12 protein-coding genes and 4 tRNA genes are annotated in these 16,302 nt (G+C 58.0%); 3 read left to right on the top strand and 13 right to left on the bottom strand.

Annotation, left to right across the window (positions count from 1 at the left end):
* Positions 1–108: 108 nt before the first annotated feature.
* Complete coding sequence (gene pyk / locus MLC70_RS00080) at positions 109–1,557, top strand: pyruvate kinase (protein WP_248180934.1); 1,449 nt, start codon at positions 109–111, stop codon at positions 1,555–1,557.
* A 59-nt stretch (positions 1,558–1,616) separates the two neighbouring features.
* Here pyk and MLC70_RS00075 read toward each other — a convergent pair whose 3' ends face one another.
* Genes MLC70_RS00075 through zwf form a run of 3 tightly spaced genes read right to left on the bottom strand, consistent with a single transcriptional unit; the run spans position 1,617 to position 4,485 of the window.
* Entirely contained in the window at positions 1,617–2,264 is a 648-nt protein-coding gene (locus tag MLC70_RS00075) for a bifunctional 4-hydroxy-2-oxoglutarate aldolase/2-dehydro-3-deoxy-phosphogluconate aldolase (RefSeq protein WP_248180933.1), read from the bottom strand.
* Positions 2,265–2,303: 39 nt separating this feature from the next.
* Complete coding sequence (gene pgl, locus MLC70_RS00070) at positions 2,304–3,023, bottom strand: 6-phosphogluconolactonase (RefSeq protein WP_248180932.1); 720 nt, start codon at positions 3,021–3,023, stop codon at positions 2,304–2,306.
* The gene (gene zwf / locus MLC70_RS00065) at positions 3,010–4,485 is read right to left on the bottom strand and encodes a glucose-6-phosphate dehydrogenase (RefSeq protein ID WP_248180931.1); all 1,476 of its coding nucleotides are present in this window, start codon (positions 4,483–4,485) and stop codon (positions 3,010–3,012) included. The genes pgl and zwf overlap by 14 nt, the downstream gene beginning before the upstream one ends.
* Positions 4,486–4,670: 185 nt before the next feature.
* Between zwf and MLC70_RS00060 the strand changes: the two genes are divergently transcribed.
* Positions 4,671–5,543 (top strand): MurR/RpiR family transcriptional regulator, encoded by an 873-nt coding sequence (locus MLC70_RS00060; RefSeq protein WP_248180930.1) that lies wholly within the window; start codon positions 4,671–4,673, stop codon positions 5,541–5,543.
* A 132-nt stretch (positions 5,544–5,675) separates the two neighbouring features.
* On the opposite strand, the gene MLC70_RS00055 is transcribed toward MLC70_RS00060, so the two are convergent.
* From MLC70_RS00055 to MLC70_RS00010, 10 genes are all read right to left on the bottom strand, one after another.
* The gene (locus tag MLC70_RS00055) at positions 5,676–7,529 is read right to left on the bottom strand and encodes a SurA N-terminal domain-containing protein (RefSeq protein WP_248180929.1); all 1,854 of its coding nucleotides are present in this window, start codon (positions 7,527–7,529) and stop codon (positions 5,676–5,678) included.
* A gap of 197 nt (positions 7,530–7,726) precedes the next feature.
* The gene (locus tag MLC70_RS00050) at positions 7,727–7,999 is read right to left on the bottom strand and encodes an HU family DNA-binding protein (RefSeq protein ID WP_008174603.1); all 273 of its coding nucleotides are present in this window, start codon (positions 7,997–7,999) and stop codon (positions 7,727–7,729) included.
* A 238-nt stretch (positions 8,000–8,237) separates the two neighbouring features.
* Positions 8,238–10,655 carry an endopeptidase La gene (gene lon, locus MLC70_RS00045; protein WP_248180928.1) on the bottom strand — a complete coding sequence of 806 codons (2,418 nt, stop codon included), beginning with the start codon at positions 10,653–10,655 and terminating at the stop codon, positions 8,238–8,240.
* Between the two features lie 167 nt (positions 10,656–10,822).
* Positions 10,823–12,106 carry an ATP-dependent Clp protease ATP-binding subunit ClpX gene (gene clpX, locus MLC70_RS00040; RefSeq protein ID WP_248180927.1) on the bottom strand — a complete coding sequence of 428 codons (1,284 nt, stop codon included), beginning with the start codon at positions 12,104–12,106 and terminating at the stop codon, positions 10,823–10,825.
* A gap of 76 nt (positions 12,107–12,182) precedes the next feature.
* Positions 12,183–12,818 (bottom strand): ATP-dependent Clp endopeptidase proteolytic subunit ClpP, encoded by a 636-nt coding sequence (clpP, locus tag MLC70_RS00035; protein ID WP_248180926.1) that lies wholly within the window; start codon positions 12,816–12,818, stop codon positions 12,183–12,185.
* A 166-nt stretch (positions 12,819–12,984) separates the two neighbouring features.
* Positions 12,985–14,289: a trigger factor gene (gene tig, locus MLC70_RS00030; protein WP_248180925.1), complete on the bottom strand. Its 1,305-nt coding sequence runs from the start codon at positions 14,287–14,289 to the stop codon at positions 12,985–12,987.
* 226 nt (positions 14,290–14,515) lie between these two features.
* A tRNA-Leu gene (locus MLC70_RS00025) sits at positions 14,516–14,600 on the bottom strand.
* A gap of 81 nt (positions 14,601–14,681) precedes the next feature.
* A tRNA-His gene (locus tag MLC70_RS00020) sits at positions 14,682–14,757 on the bottom strand.
* Positions 14,758–14,847: 90 nt separating this feature from the next.
* Positions 14,848–14,924: transfer RNA gene (locus tag MLC70_RS00015), tRNA-Arg, on the bottom strand.
* 31 nt (positions 14,925–14,955) lie between these two features.
* A tRNA-Pro gene (locus MLC70_RS00010) sits at positions 14,956–15,032 on the bottom strand.
* Between the two features lie 241 nt (positions 15,033–15,273).
* Here MLC70_RS00010 and folD point away from each other — a divergent pair.
* The gene (folD, locus tag MLC70_RS00005; RefSeq protein ID WP_248180924.1) at positions 15,274–16,131 is read left to right on the top strand and encodes a bifunctional methylenetetrahydrofolate dehydrogenase/methenyltetrahydrofolate cyclohydrolase FolD; all 858 of its coding nucleotides are present in this window, start codon (positions 15,274–15,276) and stop codon (positions 16,129–16,131) included.
* The last annotated feature ends 171 nt before the right edge of the window (positions 16,132–16,302 follow it).

Here is a 16,302-nt window from a genome sequence, read left to right as displayed (position 1 = left end):
GCCGTCACCTGAAAGTCATGGCGTGGTACGATAATAACCGCATCGGCCGCAGTTCGATCCGCGCCGTCCCCTCAGTCACCAAGGTTTCTTCACAAGGACATTCAGACCATGCTCAGGCGTACCAAGATTGTCGCCACCCTCGGCCCCGCAACCGACTCGCCGGAATCCCTTGCCGCCGTTATCGCGGCGGGTGTGGACGTCACCCGGCTGAACTTTTCCCACGGCAGCGCCGAGGACCACATAGAGCGCGCACGGCGAGTGCGGGAAACCGCCGCCTCACAAGGTCGGTTTGTAGCACTTCTGGCCGATCTCCAGGGCCCGAAACTTCGCATTGCCCGTTTCCGTGACAACAAGGTGACCCTGAAGGCCGGTCAGGAATTCGTGCTCGACGCCAGCATGGACAAGGAAAACGGCGATGAGCACCGGGTCGGCATCGACTACGAGCAGCTGATTGACGACGTGGTAGCCGGCGACATCCTGGTGCTGGATGACGGCCGCATTGAAATGGAAGTGACCGCCGTTGATGGCAGCAGCATCACATCCCGAGTGCTGATCGGCGGTCCCCTCTCCAACAACAAGGGCCTGAACAAGCGCGGCGGCGGTCTGTCCGCCGACGCGCTGACGGACAAAGACAAAAAAGACATTGTGACCGCTGCCCGCCTCGGCGCAGACTACGTCGCGGTGTCGTTTGTTCGCACCGCCGAAGACATGCATGTTGCCCGCAGACTGCTGAGCGACGCCGGCTCCGAAGCATACCTGGTGGCCAAAATCGAGCGGGCAGAGCTGGCGCATGACAACGCCGCTCTGGACGCGGTAATCGAGGCGTCGGATGCAGTCATGGTGGCCCGTGGCGATCTGGCCGTTGAAATCGGCGACGCGGAGCTGGTGGGCGTGCAGAAGCACATCATCCAGCGGGCCCGGGTGCTGAACAAGGTGGTCATCACCGCCACCCAGATGATGGAATCCATGATCGACAACCCGATGCCGACGCGCGCCGAAGTATCCGATGTGGCCAACGCGGTCATGGATTACACCGACGCCGTGATGCTGTCCGCCGAAACCGCCGTGGGCGATTACCCGAAAGAAGCGGTCGAAGCCATGGTGCGCATCTGCCTCGGTGCCGAGAAGCACCCCTCGATGCACCAGTCCAAACACCGCATCCACGAGAGCATGGAAATGGTGGATGAAGCCATCGCCCTGTCGGCCATGTACGCCGCCAATCATCTGGAAGGGGTTGCGGCCATCATCTGCATGACCGAAACCGGCGCAACGCCGCTACTGATGTCTCGCATCAAGTCCAGCCTGCCGATCTTCGCATTCTCACGGCATCACTCCACCCAGCACCGGGTTGCCATGTTCCGGGGCGTGCAGACAGTTCCGTTTGATTCCGCAAAAATTCCCAACGAACGCACCAACGCACTGGCCGTCTCGGAGCTGGCGAATCGTGGCGTGGTCAAGGCCGGCGACCTGGTGGTGATGACCAAAGGTGATTACGTGAACGCCCAGGGTGGCACCAACACCATGAAGATCGTACGGGTAGGCAACGACATCCGCTGACAACACCGGGTGAGCGACCATGGGTATGGTCGCTCACCACACCCAACTGCCCCCCGCTCCTAGAGACCCGCCAGGCTCTCACGGGCCACTTGTGAAACGGCGGCCCAGTCTTTGCCCGCAATCGCCTCGGCCGGGGTTAGCCAACTTCCGCCCACGGCGTGCACATTACCGAGCGCCAGGTAATCCCGAGCGGTTTCACGGCGAATTCCCCCGGTCGGGCAGAAGGATACATCTGGAAAGGGTCCGGCAAAGGCTTTCAGCGCGGGTATACCGCCGGCAACTTCAGCGGGAAAGAACTTGAATTCACGGTAACCCAGGTTATACCCCACCATCAGCTCCGAAATGGTGGAAATTCCCGGCAACAAGGGCGCCTCTGACGTCAGACCAAACTCCAGAATGGCCTCGGTGACACCCGGTGTGATGACGAACTGCGCGCCAGCCGCCTCGACCTGCCGATACTGGGCGATGCTGGTCACAGTGCCGGCGCCCACCCAGGCGTCCGGGATAGCCTGACGAACCGCTTCAATGGCTTTCACGCCGTGCTCGGTACGCAGGGTGATCTCCAGCACGCGGATGCCTCCATCCACCAGCGCCCGGCATAGCGGTATCGCATCATCGGGGTCGTTGATGGCTATCACCGGAATCAACGGTGAGGCCGCGAGCACCGTCTGCACGCGCTCACGATGGAATTCGGACAGTTGGTTCATGATCTTCTCCATTAAACGGACAGGAAAAATCGCGCCGCCTCAGGGGCTCCAGAACACCTGCAACCCGGGCTTCAAAAACGCACGCACCGGCATCGCCAGGACATCGTCCGGGTTTTCAAACGCCCGCTTCAGGGTGTCCAGCTTGTCGGCGCCTTTCAGGTGCAAAACGGTGAAACGGGCCTCACTCAGCACCGGTCGAGTCAGGGTAATCCGCGGCTGCGCCTGAGACGGCGGCGTCATAGCAGCGACCACTTCGGGACAGCCAGCGTCCATTGCGAATGGCAGTTCCGGGGCATCCGGGAATAGAGAGGCGGTATGGCCATCATTGCCCATCCCCAGAACAAGCACGTCCAGTGGCTGGGCCAGAGCAGCCAATTCCGCCCGGACCGCATCCAGACCCAGGGCGGGGGTTTCACCCTCCTGCTTCAGGGAGAGATAACGCGCCGCCGCGGCCTTGCCCTGCAGCACCGACGACTTCACCAGGCGGGTATTGCTGGCCGGATCCGCTTCGTCCACCCAGCGCTCATCCGCCAGCGCAACCGTGACGCCGGACCAGTCCAGATCCTTGTTCGCCAGCGCCTCGAAAAACGGCACCGGTGTTGAGCCGCCGGACACCACCAGCGTCGCCTGCCCGGCTTCAGCCAGACGGCTACGCAACACCTCGGCCACCGCATCCGCGAGCGCAAGCGCCACCTGCTGCGGACTGTCACCAAACCGTTGCTCAATACCGTGGGGCAGCCGAATCTCAGGCGTCTTCATACCAGCTCCTCCCGTCCCGCGTGATCATCGCAATCGACGCTACTGGCCCCCAGGTGCCCGCCGCGTATCGCTTCGGAGGTTCCCCGCTGTCATTCCAGTTGCGGATCACACGGTCCACCCATTTCCAGGCATGCTCGACTTCGTCCCGACGCACAAACAGGTACTGGTTGCCTTTCATCACCTCCCACAACAGCCGCTCATAGGCATCGGGAATACGGTCGGTATCGAAGGTTTCCGAGAACGTCAGCTCCAGCGGCCCCTGGCGCAGACGCATGCCCTTGTCCAGCCCCTGGTCCTTGGTCAGGATCTTCAGTGACATCCCCTCATCGGGCTGGAGGCGGATAATCAGCTTGTTGTTGGCCAGATGCTTCTGATCCGGATCGAAGATGTAATGAGGTGCCGGCTTGAAGTGGATAATAATCTGCGACAGCTTCTCCGGCAGCCGTTTTCCGGTACGGATGTAAAACGGCACACCGGACCACCGCCAATTCTCGATCTCGGCTTTCAACGCCACGAAGGTTTCGGTGCCACTCCCCTTGTTAGCCCCCTCCTCCTCCAGATACCCGGGCACCGGCTTACCGTTGCTGGTACCCGCCGTGTACTGACCTCGCACCACATGGCTGTCCATCAACTCCGGAGTGATGTCCCGCAGGGCTTTCAGCACTTTCACCTTCTCGTCCCGAATGCTGTCAGCCGACAGGTCCGAGGGCGGATCCATGGCGATCAGACACAGCAGCTGCAACAGGTGGTTCTGGATCATGTCACGGATCTGGCCCGCTTTATCGAAATACCCCCAGCGCCCTTCAATACCCACGCTCTCGGCAACGCTAATTTCCACATGTGAGATGTGGTTCTGATCCCACTGGGACGCAAACAAATTGTTGGCAAATCGCAGTGCAATCAGATTCTGTACGGTTTCCTTGCCCAGGTAATGGTCGATGCGGAAAAGCTGGTCTTCGCGATAGACCTCGCCCAGCTCATCGTTGATCACCCTGGATGAGGCAAGGTCGTGGCCGATCGGTTTCTCTACCACCACCCGGGTCTTGCCTGTGCAGCAACTGGCACTGCGAAGATTGCGGGAAATCTCGCCGTACATGGCCGGCGGCGTGGCCATGTAAACAATAAGGTTGCTGTCCGGCGTACCGCGCCACTCGTTGAGGGCGGCGAAACCGGCTGAATCGGTGAAATCCAGATAAAGATAATCGATGCGTTTCAGGAAAGTCTCAGCGAGGGCCTCGTCAAACTCTGCCGGCTTGACGTGTTCCCGGAGCTTTTCTCTCAGGAGCTTTCGAACACCCGAGGTGTCGGACTTGTCCCTGGCAATCGCGAGGATACGGCTGCCCTGATCAAGCAGACCGGAGCGGTCAAGCTGGTACAACGCCGGAAAGAGCTTGCGCTGCGCCAGGTCCCCAAGGGCACCGAACATCATCAGGTCTGAGCGGGTATGGTCGTTATCAGCCATTGCTTCCTTCTCTTTTAACAACGCCAGATGTAGTAATTCTTAACAAATAATGACACCGGGGTTCGATTAATCCAAGAGTTAAATCGCGTTTCTGATATTTTTACTACCGCATATTCCGGGAAAACACGGTATAATCACCAACAATTACGCTAATGACCGCCGATGAATTCAGGGAGCACCTTTCCATGGCCGCGCACCAGGCGAAACGCGACGACAACCTGATTGAAGACATACAGTCCCGCCTCGACAGCCTCAACAAATCCGAGCGCAAAGTGGCGGAAGCCATTCTCCGGGACCCCAGCGCAGCCACCCGCTACAGTATCGCAGCCCTTGCCCGTGCCGCAGACGTGAGCGAGCCCACCGTAAACCGGTTTTGTCGCGGGTTTTCAGCGACCGGTTTTCCCGACTTCAAGATTCGCCTGGCCCAGAGCATTGCCACCGGCACCCCCTACGTGGGCCAGAACGTCGAGCCGGACGACAGTGTTGCCGAATTCGCTGACAAGATCATGCTGAGCACGATCGCTAGCCTGGACAAGGCCCGCCAGGCGCTGGACCCAAAGGCCCTGGCCACCGCCATCGACTATCTCATTCAGGCCAAACAGATCAATTTCTTCGGCATGGGGGGCTCCGCGCCGGTTGCCCTCGACGCCCAGCACAAGTTCTTCCGTTTCAATATTCCGGTGATGTCCTACGACGACGCTCTCATGCAGCGCATGGTCGCGGCCGGCTCCAGTACCGGTGACGTCATCGTGATGATCTCCTACACCGGCCGCACCCGCGAAACCGTCGACATCGCTAAAATTGCCCGGGCCAACGGCGCGACTGTGATTGGCATTACCAATCCGGACTCCCCCCTCGCGGACGCCTGCACCGTGGTCCTGGAAGTCACTGCTCCAGAAGACACGGAGGTCTACATGCCCATGTCATCGCGGATCATTCACTTGACGGTGATCGACATTCTGGCGACCGGCGTCACGCTCAAGCGTGGAGCCGACTTCCTCGGCCATCTGAAAAAGATCAAGGAAAGCCTGAAACCCACCCGCTTCCCGTCCGAGTAGCCCTACCTTATAAGGTAGCAGAGTCAACGGAGCCTGATCCCTGCTGGCGCGAAAGCGTGACGATTCGCCCCAACAAAAAAACCCGGCCAACGCCGGGTCTTGCAAAAAAGGCACCCCGCAGGGTGCCTTATCTCAGTTCCGGGTCACTTCCGCCCTTTCCCGAAGGTATTGCTGATAGGCCGCATACTCCCGCTGCCCCTCCATGGACGCCAGGAAGCCACGCAACTGATCCAGCTCACCGCTGTCCTGGTCAATATCGCCTTCGTTCACCCTGTCCAGGGCGATGATGGCGACACCGCTGCCGGCCAGCGCCTTACCATAATTGATCGAGCCTTCCTGCGGACGATCAATCGAAAACACTGCCGAGATAAGCCCACGGCCAAGGTCGGACCCGCTGCGGGACTGAGCGGTGTATTCCGTCCATTCCCCAACCGCCAGCGCCTCAACGTCGGTACCCGCCTCCAGCTCCGCGATCAGTGCGTCAGCCCGGTCTCGCAGGGCTTCGCGGGTTTTCTGCTCGAGCAGCACAGAACGAATCTCTTCCCGAACCTCGTCGAGAGGGCGCTCCTCAGCTTCGTAATAGTTCTTGACCCGGGCCACCACCGAAACGTTGTCGCCCACATCGATCAGTTCGGTGTTGAAGCGGTCTTTCACAACGTCATCGGAGAACAGTTGACGCACCAGACCGGCATGGTCAAACGGCGCACTGCCGCCGTCGCGGGTGACATCGCTGGTCTCGCGAATCTCCAGCTCCAGCTCCTCAGCCGGGCCGTTGAGATCGTCCGAAGCGTAGGCAGAATCTGCCAACTGCGTGCGCACCTCGGCGAACCGCTCCTGCGCCTGACGCTCGGCCAGGTCGCGACGCAACGCATCTTCCATCTCTTCCAGTGGCGGCACATCCGACTTTCTCACGTCCAGGAGCTTGATCAGATGCACACCAAAACTGGTGGTGACGGGATCCGACACTTCACCCTTTTCAAGCGCAAACAGCGTCTCATCAAAGGCCTCGTCATAGACACCACGCCCGGCAAAACCAAGATCCCCCCCTTCGGCGGCGGACATGGAGTCTGCCGAGAACTCTTGCGCCAGATCCTCAAACGCTTCTCCGGCTTCCAGACGCTCCTGAATGGTGGCCATGGTATCCGAAGTATCTGCCCCTTCTTCCAGCAGAATGTGCGCCGCACGGCGCTCTTCCGCCGCCAGATCCGACGCGCGGTCCTGGTAGTAGGCCTGCAGATTTTCCTCGCTCACCTCAACAGTTTCTGCCAACGCTTCCAGAGAGAGCGCAATGTATTCGGCGTCCACGCGCTCCGGCAGGCGATAGTCGTCCAGATTGTTCTGGTAATAGGTTTCAATGTCGTTGTCACTCACCTCGATGCCCTCGCGGACATCCTCAGCGGACACAGTCACCACCCGGAAATCCCGGGTCTGGTTCTGGATCCGCAGCAGCTGGGCAACGTTCTCATCCGTCACCACACCGCTCTGGGCAATGCCGGCGCGGATCTGGTTCACCACATACTGTTTGCGCATGGCTTCGCGGAACTCCCCGATACCCATGCCCATGTTGCGCACAGTCGCCACAAACCGATCCTGGTTGAACGTTCCGTCCACCTGGAACTGGGGCATCTGGGTAATCAGCGAGTCGATGTCCTGATCAGACAGCTCCAGACCCTGCTCATTGGCATCCTGAATCAGTACCTGCTCCTGGATCAGTGACTCAAGGACGTCGCGGCGGATTTCGTCTTCATCGAGCATGGCCGGGTCGGGATTCTCCATCGCCGACAGGCGGCGCTGGCCCTCCATCTGGACCACGCGCAGGAACTCCCGCTCAGTAATGGCTTCACCGTCGACGCTGGCGACTTCCGATTCACCGGAGAAACCGCCGATGATGGATTCCACACCCCACAGAGACATAACAACAATCAACAGACCAATGATGATTTTGGCAATAGTGCCCTGGGAATTATCCCGAATATCTTGAAGCATGTTTCTCCCGAATCCCTGATCAGAATCGAACCAGTGGCTGGCGCGACATCTTTAAAGCCGGAGGCTTAACGTAAAAAGGCGCACCCTGAACGGAATGCGCCTTGAATTCATCTGGAGCGGGCTGGCTTCGGAGCTGACCCCGGGCCAACCGCTCCGGCAGCACCCGCATGACCGGTGCTGCCTGAGAAAGAAACCGTTTACTTAACGGCGTCTTTCAGGGCCTTACCTGCCTTGAACCCAGGCACTTTGGAGGCCGGAATCTTGATCTCGGCACCAGTCTGCGGGTTGCGACCAGTACGGGCAGCACGCTCTTTAACAGAGAAAGTGCCAAAACCGATCAGAGTAACCTGATCGCCTTTTTTCAGGGCACCGGTGATGGAGTTGGTCATTGCGTCCAGAGCACGGCCAGCGGCGGCTTTGGAGATATCTGCGGACTCTGCAATTGCATCGATAAGTTCGGACTTGTTCACACTAAACCCCTTCGATTTCAGGTTGAAGATGTTATAGGTTGGATTGTTTTTTCTCGGACGTTCTCGACTATCGCATAAGCGGTCAGAGAATTCCATTCTTCAGTTTTTTTATTCCTTGCGGTTGTTAACCGGTATTCGGAATAGGCACTTACTGCGCGGGAGCCCTTGGTATTGGCTGCTTCACGGCGAAACAGTTATACCAACGGGCTCTCAGGCATGTCAACAACTCATCAAGGGTTTAATGTGTATTTATGCGTTCCGCACTGTCGGAATCGTCGTCCCTGGGTTTGCCGGAACCGGTTTCCGATGACGAATCCGCCGACCGCGGTTCCGGCGGATACGCCAGCGCCACATCCAGCACTTCGTCGATCCATTTCGCCGGGATGATCTCCAGCGATTCCTTGATATTATCCGGTATCTCCTTGAGATCACGAACATTTTCATCTGGGATCACAACGGTTTTGATGCCCCCGCGATGGGCTGCCAGCAGCTTCTCCTTGAGCCCGCCGATAGGCAGCACGCGGCCCCGCAGAGTGATCTCACCGGTCATCGCCACATCAGCCCGAACCGGAATTTTGGTCAGCGCAGAAATCAGTGCGGTGCACATGCCGATACCGGCACTCGGACCGTCTTTCGGCGTTGCGCCTTCCGGTACGTGCACGTGCAGATCGTGTTTCTCGTGGAAATCATCGGCAATCCCGAGACCCTGTGCCCGACTCCGGACCACGGTCAATGCGGTCTGGATGGACTCCTGCATGACGTCACCGAGTGAACCGGTTTTCACCACACGCCCTTTGCCACTGGTCAGCGCACACTCGATGGTGAGCAGCTCGCCGCCAACCTGAGTCCAGGCCAGACCAGTCACCTGCCCGATCTGGTTGGTTTCTTCCGCCAGACCATACTTGAACTTCTTGACGCCGGAATAGTCCTCCAGCATCTCCTGGGACAGGGTTACCGAAGCCTTGTCGCCGCTTTCAACGTGCTCGCGCACCACCTTGCGGCAGATCTTGGCGATCTCGCGCTCCAGACCCCGCACACCGGCCTCACGGGTGTAGTACCGGATCAGGTCACGCAGCGTCTCTTCCGGGATCGTCAGTTCGTCCTTGCGCAGGCCATTGGCCTTGATCTGCTTCGGCAGCAGGTAGCGCAACGCGATATTGACCTTTTCATCCTCGGTGTAACCCGGGATACGGATGATTTCCATCCGATCCAGCAGCGCCGATGGGATGTCCATGGAGTTGGAGGTACAGACGAACATCACGTCCGACAGATCATAGTCCACCTCGAGATAATGATCGTTGAAGGTATGGTTCTGCTCCGGATCCAGCACCTCCAGCAATGCAGACGCAGGATCACCACGGTGGTCCATGCCCATCTTGTCGATTTCGTCGAACAGGAACAGCGGGTTCTTCACGCCGACCTTGGACAACTTCTGCAGCAGCTTGCCGGGCAATGCACCGATGTAGGTCTTGCGGTGACCACGAATTTCCGCTTCGTCACGGACGCCACCGAGGGCCATACGGGTGTACTTGCGATTGGTCGCGCGGGCAATGGATTGGCCGAGCGAGGTCTTACCCACCCCGGGAGGCCCGACCAGGCACAACACCGGCCCCTTCACTTTCTTCACCCGACTTTGCACAGCCAGGTATTCCAGAATGCGCTTCTTGACCTCATCAAGCCCGTAGTGGTCCTTGTCGAGGATCTCACGAGCCTTTTCAATGTCGTGACGAACGCGGCTGCGCTTTTTCCACGGTACGGCCAACATCCAGTCAATGTAGCCGCGCACTACCGTGGCCTCGGCAGACATCGGCGACATCATCTTCAGCTTGTTCAGCTCGGCCTCGGTTTTCTTGAGCGCTTCCTCGGGCAAGCCGGCTTCCTCAAGCTTCTGCTCAAGCTCCTCGAAGTCGTTGTTGCCCTCACCCAGATTACCCATTTCCTTCTGGATAGCCTTCATCTGCTCGTTCAGGTAATACTCGCGCTGACTGCGCTCCATCTGCTTTTTGACGCGGCCACGGATCCGTTTCTCAACTTCGATCAGGTCGATCTCGCCGTCCAGTTTGCCCAGCAGCAGATCCACCCGCTTGCGCACATCCAGCGCCTCGAGCAATTCCTGCTTTTCCGGAATCCGCATTTCCAGATGCGCCGCCATGGTATCGGCGAGGCGCTCCACATCAGTAATGCCGGTAAGTGCGTTGGACACCTCCGAAGGTACCTTTTTGGACAGCTTGACGTACTTCTCAAACTCGTCCATCAGGGTTTTGACCAAAACGTCCTCTTCGCGATCCGGCAGGGTGTCCTCGTCCATCATCACGGCTTTGCCCGACAGGTAGTCACCCTCCTCGATGCCGCTCAGGGTGGCCCGGGCATTGCCCTCTACCAAAACCTTTACAGTACCGTCCGGCAAACGCAACATTTGCAGCACCGTCGCCAACGTGCCCATATCGAACACATCATCCGGGCCGGGCTCGTCAGTGGAGGCATCCCGTTGTGCGACCAGCAGAATTTCCTTGCTGCCCTCCATTGCGGCTTCCAGTGCCTGGATGGATTTTTCGCGCCCCACGAACAAAGGGACGACCATGTGCGGGAACACCACCACATCTCGCAACGGGAGCAACGGGTATTCGTGCACAGACTCTTCAGGTATCCGGGTCATAAGGAATCCTCTGACGACGTTTCTTTCAGCATATCACCCATCATTGGGGCGACAGCGAAAATTGCAATCTTTTTACCAAATGAAACAGGCGGGGAAACGCGGTTTACAGAACAATAAAAAAGGGCGTTGCCGCCCTTTTTTATACGTCACAATCCTCCCGGAACGACTCAGTCCTCCGGAACCGCCTTGGCGTGGTCGCTGCTGGCGTAGATCTTGAACGGCTCGGAATCGCCGCTGATCACGCTCTCGTCGATCACCACCTTGGTGACGTCGTGCTCGGAGGGAATCTGATACATGGTATCCAGGAGGGTGGCTTCCATGATGGAGCGCAGCCCCCGGGCCCCGGTTTTCCGCTCCATCGCCTTGCGGGCAACCGCCCTCAGCGCCTCTTCACGGAAATCCAGCTCCACACCTTCCATATCGAACAGCTTCTGATACTGCTTGGTCAGAGCGTTCTTGGGTTCGGTGAGAATCTGTATCAACGCTTCCTCATCCAGCTCGGTCAGCGTTGCCACAACCGGCAGACGACCCACGAACTCGGGGATCAGGCCATACTTCACCAGGTCCTCGGTCTCGACATCCTTGATGATGTCGCCGGTGTTCTTGGTGTCATCCGGGCTTTTCACCGATGCGGAGAAGCCGATGCTGCTGCGCTCGGAGCGCTCCTGAATCACCTTGTCGAGACCGGCGAAGGCACCACCACAGATGAACAGCATGTTGCCGGTATCCACCTGCAGAAACTCCTGCTGCGGGTGCTTGCGGCCGCCCTGGGGCGGAACCGAGGCTACCGTGCCCTCGATCAGCTTCAGCAGGGCCTGCTGCACCCCTTCGCCAGACACGTCCCGGGTAATCGAGGGGTTGTCCGACTTGCGTGAAATCTTGTCGATTTCATCGATGTAAACAATGCCTCGCTGGGCCTTGTCGACGTCGTAATCGCACTTCTGCAACAGTTTCTGGATGATGTTTTCAACATCTTCGCCCACGTAACCGGCTTCAGTCAGGGTGGTGGCATCGGCAATGGTAAACGGTACGTTCAGCATGCGCGCCAGGGTTTCAGCCAGAAGAGTCTTACCGCTACCGGTCGGACCGATCAGCAGGATGTTGCTCTTGCCCAGTTCGACCTCGGCCTTGCCCTCACCATAGCGCAACCGCTTGTAGTGGTTGTAGACCGCCACCGACAGTACGACTTTGGCGCGATCCTGGCCAATGACGTACTCGTCGAGCGTATCGCGAATTTCAGCGGGAGTGGGAAGACGGTCGCTGGCTTCTTCCTGCGCATTCTCCTGAATCTCTTCACGGATAATGTCGTTGCACAGGTCGACGCACTCGTCGCAGATGAACACCGAGGGCCCTGCAATGAGCTTACGGACTTCATGCTGGCTCTTTCCACAAAACGAGCAGTAGAGCAACTTGCCGTTATCGTCGCCCCTGCCGTTTCTTTCATCTGCCATTGAAATACCTCTGATCTTGGTTTGCCGGCGTTACTGGCTGATACGCCGGCCAAGGATGATGCGATTACCTTCAGTATTATTTATTCGGTACGCGCTTATCAAGTATAGAATCAATCAGGCCGTAGTCTTTGGCCTGCTGCGGATCCATGAAGTTATCGCGATCCGTATCCTTTGAGATGGTCTCCAGATCCTGACCGGTATGATGGGCAAGGATGGAATTCAGGGTGTGGCGGATCTTGAGAATTTCACGGGTGTGAATTTCAATGTCCGTGGCCTGTCCCTGGTAACCGCCCAACGGCTGGTGAATCATTACCCGCGAATTGGGCAGACACGCGCGCTTGCCCTCTGCACCACCTGCCAACAGAAACGCCCCCATGCTCGCCGCCTGACCGACGCACAACGTGGCCACGTCCGGCTTGATAAACTGCATGGTGTCGTAGATGGACATGCCGGCCGTAACCGAACCGCCGGGGCTGTTGATGTAAAGATGGATATCCTTGTCCGGATTCTCGGACTCGAGAAACAGAAGCTGCGCAACAATCAGGTTGGCCATGTGGTCCTCAACCTGGCCCACCATGAAGATCACCCGCTCCTTGAGCAACCGGGAGTAGATATCAAAGGAACGCTCACCGCGAGCGGTTTGCTCAATAACGATCGGAACCAGACCGGAACTGGTTACCATTGCGGGACCATCAATCGGTTTTTGCATCATGATGCGCCTGAACTCCTTCTGGACATTGGGGCGTGGCCTCTGGCCACTGCGTTATCAGTCTTATACACCCTATACTCTGCCACCACGGGGCCAAGATGAAAACAGCCGGACATGCCGGCTGTTTTCCCTTTTCGGCCAACAGGAGCCTTTCCGACTCCTGACCAGATCAGCGCTGGGGCTGACCGGCCTGAATGGCTTCTTCGTACTTGACCTTCTTCTCTTTCACTTTGGCCTGCTCAAGCACGTAATCCACAACCTGGTCTTCCAGCACGGAGGACTCGATCTGAGACTTCTGCTCGGGGCTGCTGTTGAAATGGGCAACCACGTCCTCAGGCTGTTCATACGTTGACGCAATCTCCTGGATCTTTTCGTCAACCTTGGCCTGATCCGCTTTCAGGTCATTCTTCTTGACTACTTCCTGGAACAACAGGCCAGTTTTCACACGACGCTTGGCCTGATCTTCAAAGATTTCCTTCGGCAACTGCTGGAAATCCACCTGCCCACCGAAACGCTGAACCGCGTCCTGACGCAGGCGATCAATTTCCTGATCCACCAGTGCCGCAGGAATATCAAGCTCGGTCGCTTCCAGAAGGCCGTCAACCACGTCGTTCTTGACCTTGGTGGAAATCGCCTGCTTCAGCTCACGCTCCATGTTCTTCTTCACTTCTTCACGGAAGGCTGCTTCGTCGTCTGCCTCGATACCGAACTTCTTGAAGAATTCGGTGTCGAGCTCCGGCAGCTGGGGCTCTTCAACCTTGTGAATGGTGATGGCGAACGTGGCCGGCTTACCCGCCAGATCCTCGTTGTGGTAGTCCTCGGGGAACGTCACCTCGATTTCCAGTTCTTCGCCGGTCTTCCCGCCGACAATGCCCTTTTCAAACCCGGGAATCATCTGGTCCGAACCCAGTGTCAGACGGTGACCTTCGGCCGCGCCGCCCTCGAACTCTTCACCGTCAATGGTGCCTTTGAAGTCGATAGTCACCACGTCCTTGTTCTTGGACTTGCGCTTGACTTCTTTCATGGTGGCCTGCTGACGACGCAGGTTATCGATCATGTTATCGATGTCCTTGTCGCTGATGTCAGAGGTCAGTTTTTCCACTGAAATCTTACTCAGGTCACCCAATTCGATTTCCGGCAGCACTTCAAAAACGGCAACGAATTCCAGATCCTTGCCTTCTTCCATCACTTTCGGCTCAAGCTTCGGCCAACCCGCCGGGTTGATGTCCTGCTCCTGCAGCGCCTTGATGTAGTTGTCGCGCATTGCCTCGCCAACCACTTCCTGACGAACGCTGTCACCGAAACGACGCTTGACCACGCTCATGGGTACCTTACCCGGACGGAAGCCATTCAGGCGTACGGTGCGGGCAGTTTCCTGCAGGCGCTTCTGGACCGCCTGGTCGATTTCCTGGGCGGGCACACCAATCGTCATGCGACGCTCGATGTTGGAGGTCGTTTCAACAGACACTTGCATGGAAGATCCTCAAATAACAGGTTCAGTATGTGAATGAAATTAAACCGAAAAATCCGTCTCCGGGCAGCTTCCCGCAGAAGGACCGAAATTTAAAAGCCGGTAGTTTATCACGGTTTACCCCGCCGAGAGAATCACCCGACTCGCGCCGCTTGCGCCGGTGCCGCAAAGCCGTTGATCGCGATAAACAAGGTACAGAGATGAGGACAAACCGAAAAAAAGAAAGGGGTGGTGCGCGAGGAGAGACTCGAACTCTCACGGGTTGCCCCACTGGAACCTAAATCCAGCGCGTCTACCAGTTCCGCCACTCGCGCACAACAGGATGAAGAATGCTCGATCGCGTCGTGCCAATCGATGAACTCATCAACATGCGGAATCAACATCTGAAAGAAAAGTGGGGTGGACGAAGGGGTTCGAACCCTCGACCGCAGGAGTCACAATCCTGAGCTCTACCAACTGAGCTACGTCCACCACATCGGGACATGCCTTGCGGCATTTACATCTGCTTACGTCAACTTTGCTGATTCGGCGAGTCCAGAGCGGACCTAACCAACGGCTTAATGGCGCGCCCGGCAGGACTCGAACCTGCGACCACCCGCTTAGAAGGCGGGTGCTCTATCCAGCTGAGCTACGGGCGCTTGACCGTTGCCCACCTGAATATTCAGAAAGTGGTCGGGGTAGAGAGATTCGAACTCCCGACATCCTGCTCCCAAAGCAGGCGCGCTACCAGACTGCGCTATACCCCGTCTGAACTGAACAACAAGTGCCTCAGCAAAGTTGGCGCGCATATTACCGGCGCCGACCCCTGCCGTCAACACAGATTTGGAAATTGATTGAAGCGGCAACAGATTAGCTGACCGCGCCCGCGCCATTTGGTTCCCCGAACCGGTCCCTGTCGCACCTGCCGTCAATTGGAGTTCGAGTCCAAGCATGAGACAATGCTCGCCCTTTATTTTTGCCCAACCGACAAGACGACAAGACAGAGACATGAGCGCCAAACTGATCAATGGAAAAGAGATTGCTGCCCGGGTTCGCCAACAGGTTGCCCACGGCGTGGAAGCCCGTCGACAACAGGGCTTGCGAGCCCCGGGGCTGGCCGTCGTGCTGGTGGGGAACGATGCCGCATCCCAGGTCTATGTCGGCAACAAGCGTAAGGCGTGCGACGAGGCCGGCATTCTGTCGCTGTCTTACGACCTGCCTGAAGACACCTCGCAGGAAGCCCTCGAGGCTCTGGTTGAGGAACTGAACGAAAATGCGGCGGTGGATGGCATCCTGGTCCAGCTTCCACTGCCCTCACACCTGGATGCCGACCCCATTCTGGTCAAGATCCGTCCGGACAAGGACGTGGACGGCTTCCACCCCTACAACATCGGCCGCCTGATGCAGCGTAAACCCGCCCTGCGCCCCTGCACGCCCGCGGGGGTTATCACCCTGCTGGACAGCATTGGCACCCCCTACAAGGGGCAGCACGCGGTGATCGTGGGCGCTTCCAATATTGTGGGCCGCCCCATGAGCATGGAACTGCTGCTGAAAGGTGCCACTACGACAGTCTGCCATCGCTTTACACCTAACCTGGAGAAGTTTGTCGGCGAAGCCGATATCCTGATTGCCGCCGCTGGCAAGCCGGGCCTGGTGAAAGGCGAATGGGTGAAAGCCGGCGCCACCGTGATTGACGTGGGCATTAACCGGATGGAAGACGGCAAACTACGAGGCGATGTGGATTTCGACACCGCCGCCGAGCGCGCCGCCCACATCACGCCGGTGCCTGGCGGCGTGGGCCCGATGACCATTGCGACCTTGCTGGAGAACACCCTGTACGCAGCGAACGAGCTGCATCAGGACTGAGAGCTGGCTTGCCGGATTACGCTTCGCTAATCCGACACCAAACCGGAACGTAGCTCCCACAAAAAAGCCCCGCTCGAGAGCGGGGCTTTTTTTAGGTTCATCGCGCTTTACCGGGAAATGCTGCTTTTATCTTCAGAAAGAAGTAGTCGTTATCCCGGTAGCCGTAGGCCA

Origin of the sequence: Marinobacter goseongensis (assembly GCF_023156235.1) — a bacterium.
Classification (GTDB): domain Bacteria; phylum Pseudomonadota; class Gammaproteobacteria; order Pseudomonadales; family Oleiphilaceae; genus Marinobacter; species Marinobacter goseongensis.
This window is presented reverse-complemented; position numbering and strand designations above follow the sequence as displayed.